Raw genomic sequence first — 23,500 nt, forward strand, 5'->3', positions numbered from 1 at the left:
GTAATACATCAATCAACTGACTTTGAACACACTGTATTAATTGAGGTTGCTATGTCTATTGTGGTGAAAAATAACATTCTTTGGGTTGGCCAACGTGACTGGGAAGTGCGTGATTTCCACGGCACCGAATATAAAACGCTGCGCGGCAGCAGCTATAACAGCTATCTCATCCGCGAAGAGAAAAACGTGCTGATCGATACCGTCGATCATAAATTCAGCCGCGAGTTCGTGCAGAATCTGCGCCGCGAAATCGACCTCGCCGACCTCGACTACATCGTTATTAACCACGCCGAAGAGGACCACGCCGGCGCGTTGACTGAGCTGATGATGCAGATCCCGGATACGCCGATCTACTGCACCGCCAACGCCATCGACTCCATCAACGGCCACCACCACCATCCGGAGTGGAACTTCCACGTGGTGAAAACGGGCGACACCCTCGATATCGGCAACGGTAAGCAGCTGATCTTTGTGGAAACGCCAATGCTGCACTGGCCGGACAGCATGATGACTTACCTGACCGGCGACGCGGTGCTGTTCAGCAATGACGCCTTCGGCCAGCACTACTGCGACGAACATCTGTTCAACGATGAAGTGGACCAGACTGAACTGTACGAACAGTGCCAGCGCTACTACGCCAACATCCTGACGCCCTTCAGCCGCCTGGTGACGCCGAAAATTAACGAAATTCTCGGCTTCAACCTGCCGGTAGCGATGATTGCCACCTCCCACGGCGTGGTCTGGCGCGATAACCCGACGCAAATCGTCGAGAAATACCTCGAATGGGCGGCGGATTATCAGGAAGATCGCATCACGATTTTCTACGACACCATGTCCAACAACACCCGCATGATGGCGGACGCCATTGCCCAGGGGATCACCGAGGTCGACCCACGGGTGGCGGTGAAAATCTTTAACGTCGCCCGCAGCGACAAAAACGACATTCTGACCAACATTTTCCGCTCAAAAGGCGTGCTGGTGGGCACCTCCACCATGAACAACGTCATGATGCCGAAAATTGCCGGGCTGGTGGAAGAGATGACCGGGCTGCGTTTTCGCAACAAACGCGCCAGCGCCTTTGGCTCCCACGGCTGGAGCGGCGGCGCGGTAGACCGCCTGTCCACCCGACTGCAGGATGCCGGGTTTGAAATGTCCCTGAGTCTGAAGGCCAAATGGCGCCCGGATATCGACGCGCTCGAACTGTGCCGCCAACACGGGCGCGACATCGCCCGCCAGTGGGCGCTCGCTCCATTGCCGGTTGCTGAAGCGACAGTCACGCCGGAACAACAGGAGTGCGCCTGTGCCGCCGCCGCGGCCGCCGATCTCGGTCCCATGATGCAGTGCGGCGTCTGCCAGTGGGTGTATGACCCGGCGAAGGGCGAACCTAACCAGGATGTGCAGCCGGGTACGCCGTGGAGCGACGTGCCGGATAACTTCCTCTGCCCTGAATGTTCGCTGGGTAAAGATGTGTTTGATGTTCTGGCGACGGAGGCAAAATGAGTGATGGCATCGTCATCATCGGCTCGGGCTTCGCGGCCCGCCAGCTGGTGAAAAATATTCGTAAGCAGGATGCCGAGATCCCGCTGACCCTCATCGCCGCCGACAGCATGGATGAGTATAACAAGCCCGATCTCAGCCACGTCATCAGCCGCGGACAGCACGCCGACGATCTGACTCTGCAAAGCGCCGGCGAGTTCGCCGAACAGTACCACCTGCGCTTGTTTCCCCATACCTGGGTGAGCGATATCGACGCTGAAAACCATCGGGTGAAAAGCCTGGATAAGCAGTGGCGCTACGACAAACTGGTGCTGGCCACCGGCGCCACGCCGTTTATCCCCCCGGTGCCGGGCCGCGAGCTAATGCTAACGCTGAACAGCCAGCGCGAATATGGCGCGGCGCAGAGCCAGCTCCGCGACGCCAGGCGGGTGCTGATCGTCGGCGGCGGCCTGATTGGCTGCGAGCTGGCGATGGATTTCTGTCGCGCCGGTAAAGCGGTAACGGTGGTCGATAATGCCGCCAGCGTGCTGGCGGCGCTGATGCCGCCGGAGGTCAGCAGCCGTCTGCAGCATCGCCTCACCGGGATGGGCGTCCATCTGATGTTAAAAACGCAGCTGGAAGGGCTTGAACACACCGCCGACGGCATCCGCGTCAGTCTCGACCGCCAGCGCGCGATAACCGTCGATGCGGTGGTGGCCGCCGCCGGCCTGCGCCCGGAAACCTCGCTGGCGCGCCACGCCGGACTGCAGATTAACCGCGGGGTGGTGGTCAATAGCCAGCTGCAAACCAGCGACCCGGCGATTTACGCCCTCGGCGACTGTGCGGAAATCAACGGTACGGTAATGCCGTTCCTGCAGCCGATTTTGCTCAGCGCCATGTGCCTGAGTAAAAACCTGCTGGCGCAGGCAGGCGAACTCAAGCTGCCGCCAATGCTGGTGAAGGTGAAGACCCCGGATCTGCCGCTGCATCTGGCCGGCGACACCCGCCGCGAGGATCTGACATGGAACATCGTAGCCGCCAAAGAGGGGCTGGTGGCAAAAGGGCTGGATGCGGCGAATCAACTGCGCGCCTTTGTGGTCAGCGAAGACAAGATGAAAGACGCCTTCGCGCTGCTCAAACAGCTGGTGAGTGAATGACCTTCCAGGCAGCCCTGTTTTGCCGTTAGTTTGCCGGGTGGCGGCTGCACCTTACCCGGCCTACGGATGTAGCCCGTAAGCTCAGATACGGTAGGCCCGCGCAAGCGCAGCGCCGCCGGGCACGCGTTGATTACCTCCAAGGCAACCCTGTTGCACGGTTAGTTTGCCGGGTGGCGGCTGCGCCTTACCCGGCCTACGGATCGTGCGACCTGTCGTTGATTTACCCACTTGCGCGACTGAAACTGCCGGTGCTGACGGCCTCAAAATCGCTGAGACGTTCCCGGAAGGCCGGGGCAGCCCGCATGGATGCGGGCTGAGGGCCGTGTTTTGCACGGACGCTGCCTCGGCCCGACCCGAAGCCTGCAGGGATAAGTCGAAGGTACCGCGTAGCGGCGATTTTGCTGGCCGGAGCCCGGGGGTACAGGGGGCGGCGGCGACTGGCCGCCCCCTGTGCGCTCCCTGCGCCATGCCAGGCATAACGCAGACGATTAACCGGGAGCGCAATGTACGCTGAAATCACACGCGACAGACGCTTTTTGCCGGAGTGAGAAAATGGCAATCCAATAACCGTATCTGCAATACACGCATCCCTGTTGCGCCGCCATTTTGCCGGGTGGCGCTACGCTTACCCGGCCTACGGATGTAGCCCGTAAGCTCAGATATGGTAGGCCCGCGCAAGCGCAGCGCCGCCGGGCACGCGTTCATTACCTCCCACGCAGCCCTGTTGCGCCGCCAGTTTGCCGGGTGGCGCTACGCTCACCCGGCCTGCGGATGCCGCCCGTAAGCTCATCAGGGCGAAATAATTAACCGGAAGCGCAGGTTCGATTAACACTTAATACGTTGTTTCTGTCTGAGCCGACTCCTGCAGCGCCTGCAGAATATTGGCCGCGGCAGCGGTCCCCATTTTCACGTAAGAGGCATCGCTTACGCCGCCCACATGCGGAGACAGAATCACATTATCGATCGCCTGCCAGATGTGGGGCGTGGTTAATGGTTCACTGTTAAAGCTGTCGAGCGCCGCCCAGCGCAAGGTCCCCGCTTTTAATGCCGCGGCCAGCGCCGCATCGTCAATCAACCCGCCGCGCGCGGTATTGACCAGGATGGCGCCCGGCTTACACTGCGCCAGCGTGGCGGCATTGATCATTCCCCTGTTTTGTTGCGTCAAGGGGCAATGAAGGGACAGCACATCGGCCTGCCTGAGCAGATCGTTAAGTTCAGCAACACGTTCACATCCCGGCGGGACCGCTTTCGCATAGGGATCGTAAGCCAGAACCTTCATACCAAAGGCACAGGCAATCTTCGCCACCCGGCTGCCAATGGCGCCCAGGCCGATGAGTCCCAGCGTTCTGCCCTCAAGCTCAAGCGATTTATGCGTGGATTTATCCCAGTGCCCTTCACGCAGGCGGCGGTCGAGCGGAATGACCGACTTAGCACAGGCCAAAATTAATGCCCAGGTATGTTCGGACACCGCGGCGGCATTCGCCCCGATCGCTGCGCGAACCAGAATGCCGCGCGCGGCAGCCGCCTCGGCGTCAATAACATCAATGCCGCTGCCATGTTTGGCAATCACCTTCAATGCCGGGGCCGCATCCATAACGGCGGCAGTAATGTGGCCATAGCGCACCAGGATCGCGACGGGATTGTGCTGCTGGCACAAAGCGATCAGCTGGGCCTCTGTAGGCTGGCGGCCGGCAAAGACAAGTTCGTAATTTTCCAGCATCCCCAGCGCCGCGTCAGCCAAATCGCTGCCGGTAATCAGTACCACGTTTTTAGCACTCATGGCAGCGTCTCCCCTTCGCTCAGCATCCCCGCCTGACGCAGGGCGCCCTCCAGCCAGTGCGGACGTAGATCGCCATCGCGGATAGCAACCAGACGTTTTGCTTCCATCTCCAGTTTGCCTTTCGCCAGTTCGATGATGGTGCGGACTTCCTCGCGTGGGATAACGACCACGCCGTCAATATCCCCGACCACTAAGTCCCCCGCCTGCACCGCGGCGCCGCCGACCGAAATGGCATGATTGACCCGGCCTGGAATGAACTTGGTCGGGCCGCACGGGTTCAGGCCGGCAGCGAACACCGGGAAGCGTTGTTTGCTTAAGGTCTCCGCATCGCGAACGGCGCCATCGATAACGATCCCGGCGATACCGCTGGCCTGCGCCTGCGTGGCCATGATCTCCCCCAGCAGCGCGCAGGAGAGATCGCCTTTCCCGTCGATCACTAATACATCGCCAGGTTTAGCGACAGCCATCGCGGCGTGAATAGCCAGGTTATCCCCCGGGCGGACCTCGACGGTAATCGCCGGCCCGGCGACCGCCATATGCGGCGCCAGCGGCTTGATGCGGCCATGTAATGTGCCACGGCGTCCGGCCACGTCAGCCAGAATGGCGGCCTGAAATTCGGCGGCCTGACGGACTTCTTCCGCGGTAACACGCGCAATAGCAAAATTGATGAGTTTCTGTTGCGAAGCAGGCATGGTGACTCTCCATTTGTTTTACTAGATACAACTCATGTGTACTATATAAAATAACTATACGTGCATTGCTTCGCTTTTCGCCAGTGTTGCGAAGTTGTTTGTGATGTAAACACGAAGTTACTCACAAAATTCAGGTACAATTTTGTTCGGCAAAAAGGAGAACATGATGGGGAATGAAGGCGTAATTGCCGTTGAAAAGGCGCTGGCTTTACTTGATTGCTTCCGTCCCGGTAATGACAGTCTGACGTTAACGGAGCTGGCCCAGCTTTCGGGATATCACAAAACAACCGTTTATCGCCTGATGAATTCGCTTGAGCGAATGAACTACATCATCCGGCACGACGATGGCACCTATACGCTCGGCCACCGTCTGCTCTATCTTGGCAAGCTCTATGAGCAATCATTTGAACTTGCCAGAGTGGTACAGCCGGAATTGCAGGCGCTGTCACAGGCCTCCAGCGAAAGCGCAAGCTGGTATGTGATTGAGGGGGGGCAACGCCTGTGTCTGTTCCGCGCCGAAGCCTCCCAGGGATTGCGCCACAGCAACCTGCCTGGCAGCCAGTTCCCGCTGGATGGTTCCGCTATCAGCAAGGTTTTACGCCGCTGGGGATTGGGTGAATCGTTGCCGGAAGACGAACCGACGCTGCCGTTCTATACCTCCGGCGCGCGCGACCCGCACACCGCGGCCTTCGCCATGCCAGTGTTTGGCGTCCACGATAAACTGATCGCGGCGCTGGCCCTGACCGGGCCGGCATCGCGTCTGACGGAAGATCGTAAAGCGAGCGGCATCAGCCAGCTCATGCAGGAGACAGCCAACCGCCTGTCGCTCAAGCTAGGCGCCAGCAAGACATTCTGCGAAACGTTTTACGGTGTGAAAGAGTAAGCTTTGCTGAGAAGGCGGGAAAAATCCCGCCTTTGCTTATTAATGGGTCATCTGTTTTTCCTGCCTGGCCGTCTGCGAGTAACGGCGCCCCATGGCCAGCACCGCAATGCCGCCTGCCAGACACAAGCCTGCCAGCGGGAGCATCGCCAGCGTATGGCTTCCTGTCCGTTCGCTAATCATGCCGTAGGCATTCACCATCACCGCGCCGCCAATCAGGTTGGCGATCGCCCCGATGGCCGCCAGCCCGGCGGCGGCTGAGGTGCTGCTCATCCAGCCCGACGCCAGCGCCCAGAAAGGCCCCTTCATCGCATAAGCGCCAATCAGAATGGTGCTGAGGATCGCAATGGTGGCCGGCAGCGACAGATTGATAAACGCCGCAAACACACCGCCCGCGATCATAAAGAGGGTGAGCGCCGTGTGCCAGCGGCGTTCATTACTTCGATCCGAACTGCGCCCCCAGACAATCATCAGCACCGAGGCCAGACCATAGGGGATGGCATTAAGCAGCCCGGTGGTCAGGTTATCCAGATGGAACGACTTCAGCAGCTGGGGAGACCAGACGCTAAGGGTCGTGCCGGCAGAAGAGGCGCCGGCGTAAATCAGCGCCATGAGCCAGATTTGACGATGCTTCAACAGTTGCCAGGTGGAGGTGTGGCCGATCTGTTTCTGCTGTTGGCGCTCCGCCTGAAGCGTGTTTTCCAGCCATGCTTTCTGACGATCGTTTAACCAGCCAGCCTGGTGTGGACGGTCCCGCAAGATGAAAAACGCGGCTATCCCCAGCAGGACCGCCGGCAGCCCTTCAATAATGAATAACAGATGCCAGCCGCGCAGGCCTAACCACCCATCCATCATCAGTATCAACCCGGAAAGCGGGGAGCCGATAAAGTTAGCCAGCGGAATGGCCACCATAAACGAGGCGATGATCCGCGCCCGGTAGCGCGACGGGATCCACCAGGTAAGATAGAGCACCACGCCCGGGAAAAAGCCCGCTTCGGCAGCCCCCAGCAAAAAGCGTACGATGTAAAGGGAGGTGGAATTTTGCACCAGCGCCATACACATCGATACCACTCCCCAGCTGATCATAATGCGCGGGATCCACAATCGTGCCCCCACCTTCTGCATCGCCAGGTTGCTGGGTACTTCAAAGATAAAGTAGGCCACAAAATACAAGCTGCTGGCGAAGCCGAAAGCCGCCTTACTCAGGCCCAAATCCTGATTCATCTGCAGCGCCGCCATGCCTATGTTGCCGCGGTCAATAATCGATACCAGGTAGCTCACCACCAGGAAAGGCAGGATGCGCCAGATAACCCGTCGCATGGTTTCTTTTTCCAGCGCGTCGTTATCGCTCGCGCGGTGCGGTAATTGATCGGTCATGGTTTCCTCGCAGGGTTTCATTATGTTTATCAGGAAAACGATGTAGAGAAGAAATAAGTTACTTCAGCTTGATGCCTCTGGTTTCCGGCGCTCGCCACACCACCAGCATCGCCGCAAGGAACGCAACCACGGTCGTCGCCAGTCCCGCGGTGAAACCGCCAGCGTTGGCGACAGCGCCAATTAGTAGCGGCGCAATAAATCCGCCCAGACGGCCTCCGTTATAGGCGAGCCCCATCAGGAAGCCCCGGGATGAGGTGTCCCCGATGATTTCCGCCAGGAAGGGTCCCGAGCCCGCAAAAATACCGTTAACCCCGAAACCGGCCATGAAAATCGCCACCATCAGAATGAAGGGTTGCGTGGTCACAAGGTACAGCGCGACGGCAATGGCGCCGGTTAACAGATAAATCAGGAACATCGGACGGCGTCCCCACTTATCCGCCAGCACCGAAAACACCAGAAAACCCGCGATGGCCCCAGCCTGCAGCGCAAGTACAAACTTCAGGCTGTGCAAAAAATCCAGATGTTTGACTTCCCGCAGATAGGTGGGTGTCCAGGTAAATACGCCCCAGAACAGATACTGAATAAAAAAGATAAAGACAAAGGCCAACAGCAGACCTCGCAGATTCTGTTTACCCAGCTTTACGGCAGGTTGACGACTCGTCGCCTTCGCCTGTTGACGAGCAAGCCAAACCTGCGATTCCGGTGTGAACCAGGCGACCACACTCATAATGAATACCGGCAGCGCGCCGATCATAAACAGATAGCGCCATGCACCCTGCTCCAGGCCGCCGTTGACCGAGCTGACGATTGCCGTCAGGCTGATAGCCAGAATCGCGCCAACAGGTAAGCCCATTTGCATCAACGCGCCGCCGCGCGCGCGCCGTTCAGGTCGCCAGGTTTCAGCAATCAGCGCCGCGCCCGAGGTCCACATTCCGCCCATACCCAGCGCGCCGCAAAAACGTAAAAGCGCGAAATGTTGTTGATCGTGCGTAAAGGCTAACAGGCCGGAAAAGAGTGAATAGATGGCGATACAGATCAGCGCCGTTTTCACACGCCCAATTTTGTCGGCGATAAAACCAAACAGGATCCCGCCAATAATCTGCCCCCCGGCCGTGACGCTGATAAACAGCCCAAGCTCGGCTTTATTAATACCGAACACCACGCCCAGCACTGGTAACAGCAATGAAAGGAGAAAGGAGTCGTAGCTTTCAAATGTCCAGCCAAGGCCGCCCAGCGCCAGCGTACGCCTCTCAGCGACGCGTTGTGGCAATGCGTCAGGCGTCGCTTTAGTCGCAGTAAATTGATTTAGCTCGCTTTTACTGGTCATTGATATTCTCCACAGAGGTTAACCGATAACAGGTTGCGGCGGTACGCCAGAACAACTGCGCCTGTTCGTCAGGGGACGCCTGTTGCGCCAGGCGTTTGCAGGCGTTCCAGAAAACGCCGTAGCTGAACATGCCTTTATCGACGGGAAAGTTGCTGGCGAACATGCAGCGTTCGGCACCGAAAAGAGAAACGATGGTCTCAAACCACGGCATCCATGCCTGTGCCAGCATTTGCGAATCCGGCGGCGTCTCTGCCGCTGCGAAGTGAAACCCCCTGACCGTCATCCCAAAGCCGCTAATTTTTACGCATACGTTCGGCAGTTCCGCCAGACGTCGCATACCGTTTCGCCACTGCTGAAACATGTCCGGATCCCGTTCTGAACAGGGTCCAACGCCGACCGGCCCGCCGCAGTGATCGATCACAATCTGTAACGTTGGTATTTCCCGCGCCAGATCGGCAATCTCCTCCAGCTGCGTGTGGTAAACCCATACATCGAGCGACAATGCATGCCTCGCGAGACAGGCAGCGCCCCGGCGGAACGGAGCGGTCTGCGCCAGGCCTGCCGGTGGCGTAACCGGGCTGGAGGTTACCCGCGGATCGGGATGCCAGGCCAACGGATTGCGCATCCCACGCAGCCGCCCGCCGGATAACGCTATCGCGCGCTCAATGGCAGGCTGCATCGCGTCCCCCGCCAGTAAACTGAGCCCGCCGATGATGGCTTCGCATCCGAGCGCGTTTGCATAATGTCCGCTGGCGAACATCGCGGCGATACCGCTGGCAAACTCGATTTCACCAAGCGGTTTAAGCGTCTCCGGCCCGTCGCGACGCAACATAGAGCGGCATTGCACATAGACCGATGAGACAACGCGATGCCCTGAGGTCTGGATATCGTCGCTGAACTCATGGGTGAGATAGCGGCCGGTTTGCCGATCCCAAAGATGATGATGCGCATCAATGATGGGCAGCTCGGGTTGTAATGGCGCTTCACGATGTAACGCAAGCCACTCGTTTCTGACCGCAAGGTGCGGCGCGGTAACGATCTCCATGAACACCTCGTTTTGTTTTACCTTGTACAACAGTGTTTTATTTTACAAAACTACTATAACGAGGCTGCCGTGTTTTTATCCAGTTAACGATTGGTTTAAATGATGTAAATAAGAGGTGAATCACAGATGTATAAGGTCGTTAAAAGCGGGGGAAGGGAGGGGCTAACAGAAATTAATATGTTTTCAAGAAGTTAAAAATCAGCCTGAGAGACACCGATACAATGCCTCACCACGAGCAGCAGGCTCCTGCGTAAAACAGTGCGGGCAGCATACGCCACGCAGGCCCACGTAGCGCCGCCGGACAGTTGTTGTCGCCCGGCTTAGCGCAGCGCAAGCCGGGAAAATGCTGAACCTAACGCGCCAGATTATCGTAGCCGCGCCAGCGATAGTTGAGCACCGACAGCGCCCAACAGGCGACAAACAGCCCGACCACCACAAACCCGGCGTCGCCGAGGTTGTCGTTTAACACCCCGACCCAGCGCCATATTCCGCCGCTGAGCGCAAACTTATCCATCAGCAGACCCAGCGCTTCCAGGCCGCCGATAAACAGCGCCACCACCACCGAAGTGCCGGTGATGGTCATGTTGTAGTAAAGCTTGCGCTGCGGCTTGCTGAACGCCCAGCCGTAGGCGCCGACCATCAGCACGTTATCGAGGGTGTCCACCAGCGCCATGCCGCTGGCGAACAGCGCCGGGAAGACCATAATCGACCAGACGGAAATCCCGCTCGACGCGCCGGCGGCGGAGATGCCCAGCACGCCGATTTCGGTGGCGGTATCAAACCCGAGGCCGAACAGGAAACCGACCAGGTACATCTGCCAGCTGCGGCTGACCAGACGAAAGGTTTTGCCAAACAGCCAGCTCATCACCCCGCCGCCGCTGACGATCTCGTCGCTCACCGGCTCACCGCGCTTCCACGCCCGAAAGCTGCGCCAGACGCTGCGCAATATCACCAGGTTGATAAAGGCCATCGCCAGCAGAAACAGCGCCGACACCGCGGTGCCGATGACGCTGCCGGTGTCGTGCAGCCAGCTCATCTGCGCGCTGAAGGCCGTGGCGGTCGCGGCAATCGCCGCCGAGGCCAGCACCACAATCGACGAGTGGCCCAGCGAGAACCAGGCCCCGACGGCGAAAGGCCGCCGCCCCTGCTGCATCATCTTGCGGGTGACGTTATCAATCGCCGCGATATGGTCGGCGTCCACCGCGTGGCGCAGACCGTAGCCCCAGGCCAGCAGGCTGGCGGCCATCAGCGCGCCGCTGTCGCCAAAGGCCTGCAGCGCCCAGCTCCAGGCCAATAGGTTCGCCGCGATCAACCCCAGCACCAGTCCCGCAGCGCGCGGCTGCTGGCGTAAAACTGTCATTATCATTGTTGTGTTCCTTGAGCCTGTCCGCGGGCGGCGGCGATCACCGCCTGACCATAGGCGATTGCGCCGTCGCCGGCCGGCAACTGCTGCGCAAACAGCAGAGTAAAATCCGCCAGATAAAAGGTCAATCGCGCCGCCAGCAGGCGGTTATGCAGCACTCCGCCGCTGCAGACCATCGTGTCGATGCCGCGGGCGGTGGCGCAGTCGCGGGCCATCGCCGCCAGTCCGCTGGCCAGGGCGTCATGGAATGCCCAGGCTTTTTGCGCCGGGGTCGCCTGCCAGCGCAGCCACTGTCGCCAGAAGGTGGCTAAGTCCAGCGCATTGCCGCGCCACGGCAGCGTGACCGGATGGCAGACGCCGGAGCAGCTGGCGGCCAGCGCCTCCAGCCGACAGGCCGCCTCGCCCTCATAGCTCAGGCTCTCCGGGGCGCAGTCCAGCGCGCAGGCGACGGCATCAAACAGCCGTCCGCAGGACGAGGCGCGCGGCGCGTTAATGCCGCGATCGATGGCCTGCGCCAGCAGCGGCCAGTTGCGCTGGCGCAGCGTACCGGTCTGCGGGTAATCCTGCCAGTCAGGGATAAAGGCCAGGCACTGAGCCAGCAGATTACGCCACGGCTGACGCGCCGCCAGGTCGCCGCCCGGCAGCGCGACGGCCGGCAGCCCGCCGAGATGTTCGCACTGGCGATAGTTAACCCGCAGGCACTCCCCGCCCCATAGCGCGCCGTTCTCCCCCATGCCGATTCCGTCGAGGATCAGGGCGATGACGTCTCCGCCGTCGAGCGGCCAGCGGTGCTCCGCCAGGCACGCCGCGGCGTGAGCATGGTGATGTAGCACTGTCTCTATCGGCAGCGGCAGAGTCGCCGCCCACTGCGTCGAGCGATAGCCGGGATGGGCGTCAACCACCACCCGCTGCGGCATAAAGGCGTAGATGTTCTGCATCAGCTGTAGCGCGCTGCGCCACTGCTGCTCGACGCCCTCCTCGCCAAGATCGCCAAAGTGCTGGCTGAGAACCGCTTCGCCCCCGCGCGCCAGGCAGAAGGTGTTTTTCATGTCCGCGCCCAGCGCCAGCAGCGGCGGAACCTTCTCCAGACCCGGCGGCAGCGGTAGCGCATCCGGGACATAGCCCCGGGCGCGGCGCAGCATTTCTCCGCTCGAGCGCACCAGCGAATCATCCATCCGCTGCACGATGTCGCGGTTATGGAGCAAAAAGCCGTCGGCGATGTCGGCTAAGTCGTTGAGCGCCTGAGTATTACTTAACGCCGGCGGGCGGCCGCTAAGGTTGCCGGAGGTCATCACGATAGGGCGCGCCAGCGCCTGCAGAAGCAAATGCTGCAGCGGATTAGACGGCAGCATCACCCCAACTTCCGCAAGCCCTGGCGCAATCTCGTCGCACAGGCCGGAGACCTGCGCTTTGCTAATCAGTACGATGGGCGCCGCCGGGGAGCCCATCAGCACCGCGGCGTCGGCAGGTAACCCCGCCGCAGAGGGCAGCATCACCGCCAGCGGTTTCGCCGGACGGTGTTTCCTCGCCCGCAGCGTGGCAACGGCAGCGGGGTTGCCGGCGTCGCAGGCCAGATGAAAGCCGCCGACGCCTTTTATCGCCACGATGTCGCCTGCCGCCAGCCGGGCGATAGCCGACTGCAGCGCCGCCTCGCCGTCCAGCGTTTCCCCTTGCGCCCGCCATTCCAGTCGCGGCCCGCAGTCGGGGCAGGCCACCGGCTGGGCGTGAAACCGGCGATCGGCAGGAGCGCAGTATTCCGCCTCGCAGGGCGGACAGAGCGGAAACGGCGCCATCGCGGTAAATGGCCGGTCGTAAGGCATCGCGCGAATAATGGTTAACCGCGGCCCGCAGTGGGTGCAGTTGATAAAGGGGTAGCGGTAGCGGCGCGCCCGGGGATCATTCATCTCCGCGAGGCACGCCGGGCAGGTCGCGGCATCGGGCACGATCTGGGTGCGCATCCGTCCCGCCCCGCTCTCGCGGATGGTGAAATCCTGCGGCGGAGCCGCCCAGCGATAAGGGGCGCAGACGACGCTGTCGATCCGCGCCAGCGGCGGGCAGTGGGCAGCGAGGGCGGCAGTAAAACCATCATCGTCCCCGGCCAACCGCACCAGCACGCCGTCGCCGTCGTTACAGACATCGCCGCAGCGCGCCTGCCCCTGAGCCAGCTGCCAGACAAAGGGGCGGAACCCCACCCCCTGCACTTTACCGCGAATGCGGATTTGCACCCCGTTCATGCCTGAGCTTACCAGGCCAGCGCCGTGCGGCGACGTTTTTCCTGGTTCATCTGCTCCAGCTTGTTGCGGTCTACGCAGACCAGGGCGTGCGTCGGGCAGACCTCCATGCAGGCCGGGCCGCTGTCGCGGTGGAAGCAGAGATCGCACTTGTTGGCTTCGGCTTTTTCCGCCACGACGTTCAGTCCGGCGCCGCTATGGCGGATCACCGGCCGCACCACTACCTCCATCGCCCCGTACGGGCAGGCGACGACGCAGGTTTTGCAGCCGATGCAGCGCTCCTGCATCACATGAACAAAGCCTTTATCGCGGCTGATGGCGCCGTTCGGGCAGACGTTGGCGCACGGGGCGTCCTCACACTGACGGCAGGCGGTGGCCGTGGAGACATTGACCCCTTTGATGACGTGAATACGCGGCTGAAAGGTGTGCGGCGTCAGGGAGGCGCAGTCCTGATGTTCCTGATGGGAGACCACGCAGGCTACTTCGCAAGTGCGACAGCCGATGCATTTGCTCGCATCGGCGATAATGAAACGGTTCATCCATTTCTCCAGCAGTAAGAGGGTTAGGCGCCGGAGTATGCATAATACGTTCCAGTTTTTATCTTATTGATAATAAGTAAAATTTAATGGTTAGCGCGCTGTCATCGTCAGTAGTGACGATGACAGCTGACGACGTCAGGCGCAGGGACCTGACACCAGCGACTCACGCTCGATCAGCGCCCCGGGGAAACTCTGCTGAACATTGAATTCCCCGCCATCGAGCATAAATATCAGGCGATTAATGCTCTCTTTAATCATCTCCGTCACCGGCACCCGGACGCTGGCGAGCGACGGCACCATGTACGGCGCCAGCACAATATCGTCAAACCCCACCACCGAGACCTGCTCCGGCACCTTAACGCCCAGCTGGTGAAGCTGCTTCATCGCCCCGATGGCCATATCGTCATTGCTCGCCACCAGCGCGCTGTAGGTCACCCCGCGCTGACGCAGGCTCTCCACCGCCGCCGCGCCGGTTTCCGGCGTCCAGCGCCCTTCGGCGATGAGCGCCTCGTTGAGGGTAATGCCGTGGCCAGCCAGCGCGTCTTTATAGCCAGCAAGGCGCTCGACGCCGGTGGGCGAGTCAAGGGAGCCGGTAATAAAGGCGATATCGCGGTGACCCAGGGCAATCAGCCGCTCCAGCACCCGCATCGCCGACGCTTTTTGATCGGACCAGACGCAATGGCTGGCGTGGCGGCGCAGCCGGCGGTTCAGCACCATGATCGGCTGCGAGTGGTTCTCAACGATCTCGTCCATCTCGTCGACGGTGAGAAAGCGCGGGTAGATGATGATCGCATCGCAGCGCAGATCCAGCAGATACTGGATCGCTTCCCGCTCCTCTTGCGCGCTGTGCTTGCCGTCGGCGAGGATCAGCTGCCGCCCTTTATCCTCCGTCATCCGCGCCACGTGGTACAGCAGCTCGCTGAAATAGACGCCGTGGTAGAGGGTGTTGGTCACCACCAGGCCAAGGGTTTGCGTGGTTTTGGTCGCCAGGTTGCGCGCCAGCAGATTCGGTCGGTAGCCGCTCTCCGCCACCGCCTTAAACACCCGGTCTTTGGTCTCCTGGCTGACATAGCCGTTGCCCGACAGCACCCGCGACACGGTCGCCTTCGATACCCCCGCGCGCTTTGCGACCTCCAGCATCGTTGCCATGTGATTCTTCCTGTTGCAAAAGTTGCAGGCAGTGTACTGCACGTTTCTGGCTTTTACAGCATCCCCCGCTCACCACCGCGATCCTGCTCGCCGCGACGCTTCGCGATCAAAATCACAAAAATGAGATCATCTTTTTTTATTTCTTGTGCAATCAAATGAAACTCACCATGATTTTGTGGAACCGGTTTCCTATAAAGCATGGTATCGCCCGACGATGCGGCGCGGTAACAGATCAGTACCCTATTGATAAACAGGATAAAATCCGATGTCGAAAAATTATGCAGCCCTGGCGCAACAGATAGTCGCGGCATTAGGCGGAGTCGATAACGTCGTCGCCGTGACCCACTGCATGACGCGTCTGCGCTTCGTGGTCAAAGACAACGAACAGGTCGATAGCCCTACCCTGAAAGGCCTGACCGGGGTGCTCGGCGTCGTGCGCAGCGATAACCAGTGCCAGGTGATCATCGGCAACACGGTCTCTCAGGCCTATCGCGAGGTAGTGAATCTGCTGCCTGGCGACCTGCGCCCGGTCGAGCCGCAGGGCAAAGCGCCGATCACCCTGAAACGCATCGGCGCCGGGATCCTCGACGCGCTGATCGGCACCATGTCGCCGCTGATCCCGGCGATTATCGGCGGATCGATGGTCAAGCTGCTGGCGATGATCCTTGAGATGAGCGGCGCGTTGCCGAAAGGCTCGCCGACGCTGACCCTCCTGACGCTTATCGGCGACGGCGCGTTTTTCTTCCTGCCGCTGATGGTGGCCGCCTCCGCGGCGGTGAAATTCAAAACCAATATGTCGCTGGCCATCGCTATCGCCGGGGTGCTGGTACATCCCGGGTTTATCGAATTAATGGCCAAAGCCGCCCAGGGCGAACACGTCGAATTTGCCCTTATTCCGGTGACCGCGGTGAAATACACCTACACGGTGATCCCGGCGCTGGTGATGACCTGGTGCCTGTCGTATATCGAACGCTGGGTGGATCGCATTACCCCGGCGGTGACGAAAAACTTCCTTAAGCCGATGCTGATCGTGCTGATCGCCGCCCCGCTGGCGATCCTGCTGATTGGCCCGCTCGGCATCTGGATCGGCAGCGCCATTTCCGCGCTGGTCTATACGATCCACAGCTATCTCGGCTGGCTGTCGGTGGCGATCATGGGCGGGCTGTGGCCGCTGCTGGTGATGACCGGCATGCACCGGGTCTTTACGCCGACAATCATTCAGACCATCGCCGAAACCGGCAAAGAGGGCATGGTAATGCCGTCGGAGATCGGCGCCAACCTGTCGCTCGGCGGCTCGTCGCTGGCGGTGGCGTGGAAAACGAAAAACCCGGAATTGCGCCAGACGGCGCTGGCCGCCGCGGCATCGGCGATTCTGGCCGGGATTTCCGAACCGGCGCTGTACGGCGTGGCGGTGCGCCTGAAACGCCCGCTGATCGCCAGCTTAATCAGCGGCTTTATCTGCGGCGCGGTGGCGGGAATCGCCGGTCTGGCCAGCCATTCAATGGCGGCGCCAGGGCTGTTTACCAGCGTGCAGTTTTTCGATCCAGCCAATCCAATGACCATCGTCTGGGTGTTTGGCGTGATGGCGCTGTCGGTAGTGCTGTCGTTTGCCCTGACGCTGATCCTCGGCTTTGAAGATATTCCCGTTGAACAGGCCGCCGCCGACGCCCGAGCGCGCCAGGCCCAGGCCCAGGCAACCCACGCCTGAACACACCATTGATAACGAGGTAACGCATGGCGAGTTTCCCACAGGGATTTTTATGGGGCGGCGCACTGGCCGCCAACCAGTCAGAAGGCGCATGGCGCGAAGGGGGGAAAGGGATGGCCACCGTGGATACCCTCCCCCACGGCGCCCACCGTCTGCCGGTAAAATTAGGCCTGGAGAAGCGCTTCACGCTTCGCGAAGACGAATTCTACCCCAGCCACGAGGCGATCGATTTCTACCACCGCTACAAGGAAGATATCGCCCTGATGGCGGAGATGGGGTTCAGCGTCTTTCGCACCTCCATCGCCTGGAGCCGCCTGTTCCCGCGCGGCGACGAGCAGCAGCCGAATCCGCAGGGCATCGCCTTCTATCGTTCGCTGTTCGAGGAGTGCAAAAAGCACGGTATCGAGCCGCTGGTGACGTTGTGCCATTTTGACGTGCCGATGCACCTGGTGATGGAGTACGGCTCCTGGCGCAACCGCAAAATGGTCGATTTCTTCAGCCACTACGCCCGCACCTGCTTTGAAGCTTTTGACGGTCTGGTGAAATACTGGCTCACCTTCAATGAAATCAACATTATGCTGCACAGCCCCTACTCCGGCGCCGGGCTGGTGTTTGAAGAGGGAGAAAATCAGGAGCAGGTGAAGTACCAGGCGGCGCATCACGAGCTGGTGGCCAGCGCGCTGGCGACAAAAATCGCCCACGAGATAAACCCGCAGAATCAGGTCGGCTGCATGCTGGCGGGCGGTAATTTCTACCCATACTCCTGCAAGCCGGAAGATGTATGGATGGCGCTGGAGAAGGACCGCGAAAACCTGTTCTTTATTGACGTCCAGGCGCGCGGCGCCTACCCGGTATGGGCCGCGCGGGTATTCCGGGAAAAGGGGGTCACCATTGTGAAGCAGCCGGGCGATGATGAGATCCTCAAAAACACCGTCGATTTCGTCTCCTTTAGCTACTACGCCTCGCGCTGCGCCTCGGCGGAGATGAACGCCAGCAACACCAATGCCGCCAACATCGTCAAGTCGCTGAAGAACCCGCACATTCCGGCCAGCGAATGGGGCTGGGGCATCGACCCGCTGGGCCTGCGCATCACCATGAACATGATGTACGACCGCTATCAGAAACCGCTGTTCCTGGTGGAAAACGGGCTCGGCGCCCGGGACGAGATTGACGCCAGGGGGGAGATCAATGACGACTATCGCATCAGCTACCTGCGCGAGCACATCAAGGCGATGCGCGACGCCATCGGCGATGGTATTCCGGTGCTGGGCTATACCAGCTGGGGCTGCATCGATCTGGTCTCGGCGTCAACCGGCGAGATGAGCAAGCGCTACGGCTTTGTCTATGTCGATCGCGACGACGCCGGCAACGGCACGCTGGCGCGCAAGCGTAAAAAGTCGTTCTTCTGGTACCAGAAGGTGATAGCCAGCAACGGCGCCGACCTCGACTAAGCGCGTCTCCCGCGCTCGCCCGTCTCTCCGCGCTAACCGGGGGACGGGCGCTGCTTTCTGTTGCATCTATTACATGTTTTTTTCTCGAGCCTGATTCCAGTTTCTGGTTTGCCTCCCGTTCACAACAACTGGTATTTTATCCAGTATATTTTCAGGGGTATCTTCAGCAAGGAGCACATCATGAACGCACAGCACACCACCGCAGCCGGAGGGATCGCCAGGGCCATTCGCCAGTTAACCGTGGGATATGTCAGAAAACGCCATGAGAACCGCAAAACGCGGGAGACGCGGCGCTACACCCGCCATGCGGCGCTGAGCCTGAACGGCGACTGGCTGGAGCAGGCGGGATTCCCGGTCGGCACGCAGGTCAGAGTCTCGGTGTCGCCCGGTAAATTAGTGATAGAGAATCTTGAGCTGGCGCCGCCGGTAACGGGGCTCCCGGCCGGTCAGTCGCGCGCCGTCGGGGAGCCCTGAGCACCGCTGGGTTAATCGTCTGCGGCGTCCAGCCGGGCAAAGCCGCCGTGGCCCTGCCAGCCTGCCAACTGCTGGTACACCCGGGCAACGGCCTCTTTCACCGGCTGGGTCATCGGATAATAAAAACCGACAATATCCGGCTGAATGCCGAGGAAGATCACTTCGCCGACGTCCTCTTTCAGCTGATCGACCAGATAGTTGAGCGGCATGTTATGGGTGGTCATCATAAACATCTCGGCGATGTCGTCGGGGTCGATGACGCGAATGTCGCCGGGGTTTAGGCCCATATCGGTGGCATCGACGATCAGCAGGCGTTCGGGGCGTAATTCGCGGATCGCCACGATGTCGTTTTCCGGCGCGCTGCCGCCGTCGATGACTACCCACTGGCCGGCCGGGTTCGCCGCACACATCTCCGCCAGCAGCGGGCCGGCGCCGTCGTCGCCCATCATACTGTTGCCGACACAGAGTAAAACGTCAGTCACGTAATCTCCTCACCATCAGGTAGATGGCGCTTTCCTGGTGAATATCATGCAGCATGCTGAGCATTGTTTTGCTCCACGCCTGCTGCTGCGGGGTCTGCGCGGACTGCGCTTTATCAAAGGCGTTGGCCAGCATTGCCACATGGCTGCTGTCGATGACGATTTCGCCATACTTCGGCACCCCCTCCATTTTGCGTCGCGCGACGCTGCCGGCCTCAAGGGTGGCGATCCATGCCAGATACGCGTCCCACGGGCAGCTCAGCGCCGCCTCAAGACAGTCGATAACGCCGAGGTGGTGGCCAATCGCCAGGCTGTAATAGACCACCTGCTGCGCCTGATCCGGCGTGGCGTCGTTCTCATCAATAAATTTACGGCTCAGCTGACTGAACACCACCGTCTCGCTCATCGGATACGCGCCCCCTCGACCACCTGGTTGAGATGGGTGACGATCTCGGTCAGACGCGGATCTTTCTCCGCCTCCAGCCAGCGCAGCACCTGGCTGTCGCCCTGGCCGAGCAGACGCATATAGTCGTCGGCAATCTGCCGACCATAGCGATAGCCCGCCAGACGGCGCGCTTCACGATCGATGCGCACCCGCAGGGGTTGCACCATATCGGCGTGCAGCAGCTCGGTCGGCTGTTCGTCAAGCTCGCCCGGCAGGCGGGCGTGAATTTTCTGCTCCAGCAGGCCGAGGGCCATGGCGAAGCCGTACAGGGTGGCGGCGGGCGTCGGCGGGCAGCCCGGGATATAGACATCGACCGGTACGATTTTATCGGTACCGCCCCAGACGCAGTACAGATCGTGGAAGATGCCGCCGCTGTTGCCGCAGGCGCCGTAGGAGATACAAATCTTTGGATCCGGCGCCGACTGCCAGGCGCGCAGCGCCGGGGAGCGCATCGCGCGGGTCACCGCCCCGGTAAACAGCAGGATATCGGCATGGCGCGGCGAAGGCACCACCTTAATCCCGAAGCGTTCCGCGTCGAACAGCGGCGAAAGGGTAGCGAAAATTTCGATTTCGCAGCCGTTACAGCCGCCGCAGTCGACGCGATAAACGTAGGCGGAGCGTTTGATTTTCTTCAGCAGCGAGGCCTTCATGCTGGCGATGGATTCATCCACCGTCATCGGCACCGGAATGCCGTTTTCATCGCGTGGGCCAAGTAAAGTGCTCATCAGCTGGCCTCCCTCATGTGGCGGGTCAGTTCAATACGATCGGACGGCACCAGGCATTTCTGGCGCTTGCATTCCGGGCAGGTTTCGAAGCTTTCGCGGTGCAGCTCGGCGCGGGTGTCGCCGTTATGCTTGAGCAGCGCGATGGCGTAGTCGATCTCCTTCTGCACCGCGAACGGCCGCTGGCACTCCCGGCAGTGGCAGATAGCGAAGCGCGACTGCTGGAGGAAATCCTCTTTCTTCCACACCGCCAGCTCATACTCCGGCGACAGCTTAATCGCCGCCGTCGGGCAGACCTCTTCACAGCGGCCGCAGAAGATGCAGCGCCCGAGGTTGAACTGCCACGCCAGCTGGTTAGTGGCCAGATCGGTCTCTACCGTCAGGGCGTTCGACGGGCAGGCGTTCACGCAGGCCGCGCAGCCGATACACTGCTGCGGGTTATGCTCCGGCTTGCCGCGGAAGTTTTTATCTACCGGCATCGGCTCCAGCGGATAGGCGTGCGTCGCGGTGCCGGTCTTAATCACTTTTTTAATAAAGGTAAACATGGCGATTCCTTATTTCAGCGGCGAGTTTTTACGCTCGATGCTATAGCGCTCCAGCTCTTTGTACGGCACCACTTTGCTCTTCTTCTTGCGGACATCGACCACGGTCATGCGGTCGGTACAGGAGTAGCACGGGTCAAGGCTGCCGATGATCAGCGGCGCATCGGAAACGGTATTGCCGCGCAGCATATAGCGCAGAGTCGGCCAGTTGGCGTAGGTCGCCGCCCGGCAGCGCCAGCGGTACAGCTTCTGGTTGTCGCCGGTCATGCTCCAGTGGATATCATCCCCACGCGGCGCTTCTGAGAAGCCCAGCGCGAAGCGGTGCGGAATATAGGTGAAGCCCTCCACCATCAGCGGACCGCCCGGCAGATTATCGAGGCCAAAGTCGATCATGTTCAGCGCGGTATAAACCTCGTTGATCCGCACCTTGAGGCGGGAGATCACGTCGCAGCCCTGCTCGCTGTGGACTTCCATCGGCAGCAGGCCGTAGCCGACGAACGGATGGTCGGCGCGGGTGTCGCGGGCGTGGCCGCTGGCGCGCACCATCGGGCCGACGTTGCTGAAGTCGCGGGCGATTTCCGGGTCCAGACGGCCAATGCCGACAGTACGCTGCTCCATGTTCGGGGTGCTGAGCAGCATATCCACCAGCTCCTGCACGTCGCGACGCATCTGCTGCGCCAGCTGGCGGGTCTGGATCATGTCCTCTTTCAGCAGGTCGCGGCGGATCCCGCCGATCAGGTTCAGACCGTAGGTTTTCCGCGCGCCGGTGAGGATCTCGGCCATCTTCATCGAGGTTTCGCGCACGCGGAAGAACTGCATAAAGCCGGAGTCGAAGCCGGTGAAGTGGCAGGCCAGACCGAGGTTCAGGAGGTGCGAATGCAGGCGTTCCACCTCCAGCAGAATGGCGCGGATCATCTGCGCCCGCTCCGGCACCACGATGCCCATCGCATTCTCCACCGAGGTGGTATAAGCGGTGCTGTGGGCGAAGCCGCAGATGCCGCACACCCGGTCCGACAGGAAGGTGACTTCGTTATAACCCATGCGGGTTTCCGCCAGCTTCTCCATCCCGCGATGGACATAGAACAGACGGTAATCGGCATCGATAATATTCTCGCCGTCAACGAACAGGCGGAAGTGGCCGGGCTCATCGGAAGTGACGTGCAGCGGGCCGATCGGCACCACGTTGTTTTTCTTGCTGCCCAGCTCGTTGATGAACTCGTAGGTTTCGGCGTCGGTGGTCGGCGCCGGACGCTGGCGATAGTCCATGCTGTCTTTACGCAGCGGATAGAGTTCGTCCGGCCAGTCGTCCGGCAGCACCAGACGGCGTTCGTCAGGCAGGCCAACCGGCACGAGGCCGTACATATCGCGCACTTCGCGCTCGCCCCACACCGCCGCCGGCACGCGCGGCGTCACCGATGGGTATTCCGGTTTGTTGGCATCCACTTCCACACGCACGGTGATCCAGCATTTGGTGCCCTGCTCCATCGACAGCACGTAATAGACCGCGTAGTGGCCGTTCAGCTTACGTTCATCGTTACCGAACAGCACCGACAGCCAGCCGCCCTGCTGGTAGTAGAGAAACTCCACGACTTCCGGCAGGTAATTGACCTTCACGGTGATGGTTAACTGGTCTTTGGTCTGCCAGGCTTCGTCCAGCACCACGCCCGGAAAGGCCTGGTGCAGCGCCGCAAGATAGTGTTGACCGATTTTTTCTTCAGACATGCTCAAACTCTCTTAATCACGCCACCAGCAAGGAGACGAAAGCTAAAAAGGCGAAACCAAACCCGGCCCAGGTGACGCGGGAGGTGGCACAGAAGCGCAGACGCGCCATGCTGTTTTCAAACAGCGCGATGATCAGCACGCCAACCACCAGCTTGACGACGGCCACCACCAGCGCCAGCAGCAGGCCGCCGACGCTGAAGCTAGTCATCTGGCCCCACGGGAAAAAGACCCCGACAAACATCTGCAGCACCACCAGCTGTTTGAGGCTGATGCCCCACTTCAGGATGCCAAAGCCGCTGCCGCTGTACTCGGAAAGCGGCCCCTCCTGCAGCTCTTGCTCCGCTTCCGCCAGATCGAACGGCAGTTTGCCCATCTCGATAAAGGTGGCGAAGGCGCAGGCGCACAGCGCCAGAATTAGTGGAATGCTGCGCGCTGCCGGCCAGTGATAAAGGGTGTCGGTGATACTGCTGATATGGGTGGAGCCCGCCACCTGCGCGGCGACCCACAGGCCCAGCAGCAGGATCGGTTCCACCAGCACGCCGAGCATCGCTTCGCGGCTGCTGCCCAGCGCGGTAAACGGGCTGCCGGTGTCCAGACCGGAAATCGCGAAGAAGAAACGGGCGATGGCGAACAGGTAGATCAGGGTGATGAGATCCCCAAGCACCGGCAGCGGAGAGTCCACCGTCACCACCGGCAAGGCGGTGGCGATGGTCAGCATCACGCCCACCATGACGTACGGCGTCAGGCGGAACACCCAGCCCGAGGCGTCGGGACCGACGCTCTGGCGGCCCAGCAATTTCAGGATATCCCGATACTCCTGCAGCACGCCCGGTCCGCGGCGGTTATGCAGCCGCGCGCGGGCGACGCGGACGATCCCGGATAACAGCGGCGCGACGGCAAACAGCGCCAGCGCCTGTAGCAATGCAATTAACAGACTCATT

The 23,500-nt window shown here is 60.7% G+C and carries 22 protein-coding genes; 6 read left to right on the forward strand and 16 right to left on the reverse strand.

Features of this window, described 5'->3' with window-relative positions; translation table 11 throughout:
- Nucleotides 1-51: 51 nt before the first annotated feature.
- Together norV and norW are read left to right on the forward strand one after the other, a co-directional pair.
- Nucleotides 52-1,500 (forward strand): anaerobic nitric oxide reductase flavorubredoxin, encoded by a 1,449-nt coding sequence (norV, locus tag ACOI7Z_RS11345; protein ID WP_087775243.1) that lies wholly within the window; start codon nucleotides 52-54, stop codon nucleotides 1,498-1,500.
- Nucleotides 1,497-2,633: an NADH:flavorubredoxin reductase NorW gene (norW, locus tag ACOI7Z_RS11350; protein WP_060591921.1), complete on the forward strand. Its 1,137-nt coding sequence runs from the start codon at nucleotides 1,497-1,499 to the stop codon at nucleotides 2,631-2,633. The genes norV and norW overlap by 4 nt, the downstream gene beginning before the upstream one ends.
- Before the next feature lie 832 nt (nucleotides 2,634-3,465).
- Here norW and ACOI7Z_RS11355 read toward each other — a convergent pair.
- The gene (locus ACOI7Z_RS11355) at nucleotides 3,466-4,413 is read right to left on the reverse strand and encodes a hydroxyacid dehydrogenase (RefSeq protein ID WP_087849611.1); all 948 of its coding nucleotides are present in this window, start codon (nucleotides 4,411-4,413) and stop codon (nucleotides 3,466-3,468) included.
- Nucleotides 4,410-5,105, reverse strand: a complete 696-nt coding sequence (locus ACOI7Z_RS11360) for a diguanylate cyclase (RefSeq protein WP_032453868.1) — start codon at nucleotides 5,103-5,105, stop codon at nucleotides 4,410-4,412. The genes ACOI7Z_RS11355 and ACOI7Z_RS11360 overlap by 4 nt, the downstream gene beginning before the upstream one ends.
- A gap of 166 nt (nucleotides 5,106-5,271) precedes the next feature.
- Between ACOI7Z_RS11360 and ACOI7Z_RS11365 the strand changes: the two genes are divergently transcribed.
- The gene (locus tag ACOI7Z_RS11365; protein ID WP_023290781.1) at nucleotides 5,272-5,988 is read left to right on the forward strand and encodes an IclR family transcriptional regulator; all 717 of its coding nucleotides are present in this window, start codon (nucleotides 5,272-5,274) and stop codon (nucleotides 5,986-5,988) included.
- A 39-nt stretch (nucleotides 5,989-6,027) separates the two neighbouring features.
- On the opposite strand, the gene ACOI7Z_RS11370 is transcribed toward ACOI7Z_RS11365, so the two are convergent.
- From ACOI7Z_RS11370 to ACOI7Z_RS11405, 8 genes are all read right to left on the reverse strand, one after another.
- Nucleotides 6,028-7,362, reverse strand: coding sequence for an MFS transporter (locus ACOI7Z_RS11370; RefSeq protein WP_064155047.1), 1,335 nt, complete (start codon nucleotides 7,360-7,362; stop codon nucleotides 6,028-6,030).
- 58 nt (nucleotides 7,363-7,420) lie between these two features.
- Nucleotides 7,421-8,689, reverse strand: coding sequence for an MFS transporter (locus ACOI7Z_RS11375; RefSeq protein ID WP_032453870.1), 1,269 nt, complete (start codon nucleotides 8,687-8,689; stop codon nucleotides 7,421-7,423).
- Nucleotides 8,679-9,734 (reverse strand): amidohydrolase family protein, encoded by a 1,056-nt coding sequence (locus tag ACOI7Z_RS11380; RefSeq protein ID WP_065881936.1) that lies wholly within the window; start codon nucleotides 9,732-9,734, stop codon nucleotides 8,679-8,681. The genes ACOI7Z_RS11375 and ACOI7Z_RS11380 overlap by 11 nt, the downstream gene beginning before the upstream one ends.
- A 352-nt stretch (nucleotides 9,735-10,086) precedes the next feature.
- A complete protein-coding gene (locus ACOI7Z_RS11385) occupies nucleotides 10,087-11,100 on the reverse strand; it encodes a HoxN/HupN/NixA family nickel/cobalt transporter (protein WP_023290785.1) in 1,014 nt (337 codons plus the stop codon).
- Nucleotides 11,097-13,331, reverse strand: coding sequence for a carbamoyltransferase HypF (hypF, locus tag ACOI7Z_RS11390; protein ID WP_137916156.1), 2,235 nt, complete (start codon nucleotides 13,329-13,331; stop codon nucleotides 11,097-11,099). Before hypF ends, ACOI7Z_RS11385 begins: the two co-directional genes overlap by 4 nt.
- A gap of 8 nt (nucleotides 13,332-13,339) precedes the next feature.
- Nucleotides 13,340-13,867 (reverse strand): electron transport protein HydN, encoded by a 528-nt coding sequence (gene hydN, locus ACOI7Z_RS11395; protein ID WP_004205658.1) that lies wholly within the window; start codon nucleotides 13,865-13,867, stop codon nucleotides 13,340-13,342.
- A 135-nt stretch (nucleotides 13,868-14,002) separates the two neighbouring features.
- Entirely contained in the window at nucleotides 14,003-15,016 is a 1,014-nt protein-coding gene (locus ACOI7Z_RS11400) for a LacI family DNA-binding transcriptional regulator (RefSeq protein WP_087849613.1), read from the reverse strand.
- A gap of 53 nt (nucleotides 15,017-15,069) precedes the next feature.
- The gene (locus tag ACOI7Z_RS11405; protein ID WP_158238858.1) at nucleotides 15,070-15,216 is read right to left on the reverse strand and encodes a hypothetical protein; all 147 of its coding nucleotides are present in this window, start codon (nucleotides 15,214-15,216) and stop codon (nucleotides 15,070-15,072) included.
- 65 nt (nucleotides 15,217-15,281) lie between these two features.
- Here ACOI7Z_RS11405 and ascF point away from each other — a divergent pair, with 65 nt between their 5' ends.
- From ascF to ACOI7Z_RS11420, 3 genes are all read left to right on the forward strand, one after another.
- The gene (ascF, locus tag ACOI7Z_RS11410) at nucleotides 15,282-16,724 is read left to right on the forward strand and encodes a PTS cellobiose/arbutin/salicin transporter subunit IIBC (RefSeq protein ID WP_049014476.1); all 1,443 of its coding nucleotides are present in this window, start codon (nucleotides 15,282-15,284) and stop codon (nucleotides 16,722-16,724) included.
- A gap of 26 nt (nucleotides 16,725-16,750) precedes the next feature.
- Nucleotides 16,751-18,175 (forward strand): 6-phospho-beta-glucosidase, encoded by a 1,425-nt coding sequence (locus ACOI7Z_RS11415; protein WP_065881942.1) that lies wholly within the window; start codon nucleotides 16,751-16,753, stop codon nucleotides 18,173-18,175.
- A gap of 180 nt (nucleotides 18,176-18,355) precedes the next feature.
- Nucleotides 18,356-18,649, forward strand: a complete 294-nt coding sequence (locus ACOI7Z_RS11420; RefSeq protein ID WP_023290790.1) for a SymE family type I addiction module toxin — start codon at nucleotides 18,356-18,358, stop codon at nucleotides 18,647-18,649.
- A gap of 11 nt (nucleotides 18,650-18,660) precedes the next feature.
- Here the strand turns inward: ACOI7Z_RS11420 and hycI are convergent, their stop codons facing one another.
- Genes hycI through ACOI7Z_RS11450 form a run of 6 tightly spaced genes read right to left on the reverse strand, consistent with a single transcriptional unit; the run spans nucleotide 18,661 to nucleotide 23,499 of the window.
- On the reverse strand, nucleotides 18,661-19,131 hold the full coding sequence (hycI, locus tag ACOI7Z_RS11425; RefSeq protein WP_087849614.1) for a hydrogenase maturation peptidase HycI: 471 nt from the start codon (nucleotides 19,129-19,131) through the stop codon (nucleotides 18,661-18,663).
- On the reverse strand, nucleotides 19,124-19,534 hold the full coding sequence (locus tag ACOI7Z_RS11430) for a formate hydrogenlyase maturation HycH family protein (protein ID WP_023290792.1): 411 nt from the start codon (nucleotides 19,532-19,534) through the stop codon (nucleotides 19,124-19,126). The genes hycI and ACOI7Z_RS11430 overlap by 8 nt, the downstream gene beginning before the upstream one ends.
- On the reverse strand, nucleotides 19,531-20,298 hold the full coding sequence (locus ACOI7Z_RS11435) for an NADH-quinone oxidoreductase subunit B family protein (RefSeq protein WP_002914891.1): 768 nt from the start codon (nucleotides 20,296-20,298) through the stop codon (nucleotides 19,531-19,533). Before ACOI7Z_RS11435 ends, ACOI7Z_RS11430 begins: the two co-directional genes overlap by 4 nt.
- Complete coding sequence (locus tag ACOI7Z_RS11440) at nucleotides 20,298-20,840, reverse strand: formate hydrogenlyase complex iron-sulfur subunit (RefSeq protein ID WP_023290793.1); 543 nt, start codon at nucleotides 20,838-20,840, stop codon at nucleotides 20,298-20,300. Before ACOI7Z_RS11440 ends, ACOI7Z_RS11435 begins: the two co-directional genes overlap by 1 nt.
- A 9-nt stretch (nucleotides 20,841-20,849) precedes the next feature.
- The gene (gene hycE / locus ACOI7Z_RS11445) at nucleotides 20,850-22,559 is read right to left on the reverse strand and encodes a formate hydrogenlyase subunit HycE (protein ID WP_004151044.1); all 1,710 of its coding nucleotides are present in this window, start codon (nucleotides 22,557-22,559) and stop codon (nucleotides 20,850-20,852) included.
- A gap of 16 nt (nucleotides 22,560-22,575) precedes the next feature.
- Nucleotides 22,576-23,499: a respiratory chain complex I subunit 1 family protein gene (locus ACOI7Z_RS11450; RefSeq protein ID WP_023290794.1), complete on the reverse strand. Its 924-nt coding sequence runs from the start codon at nucleotides 23,497-23,499 to the stop codon at nucleotides 22,576-22,578.
- Between the last annotated feature and the right edge of the window lies 1 nt (nucleotide 23,500).

Origin of the sequence: Klebsiella sp. C283, assembly GCF_048822555.1 — a bacterium.
GTDB lineage: Bacteria > Pseudomonadota > Gammaproteobacteria > Enterobacterales > Enterobacteriaceae > Klebsiella > Klebsiella quasipneumoniae.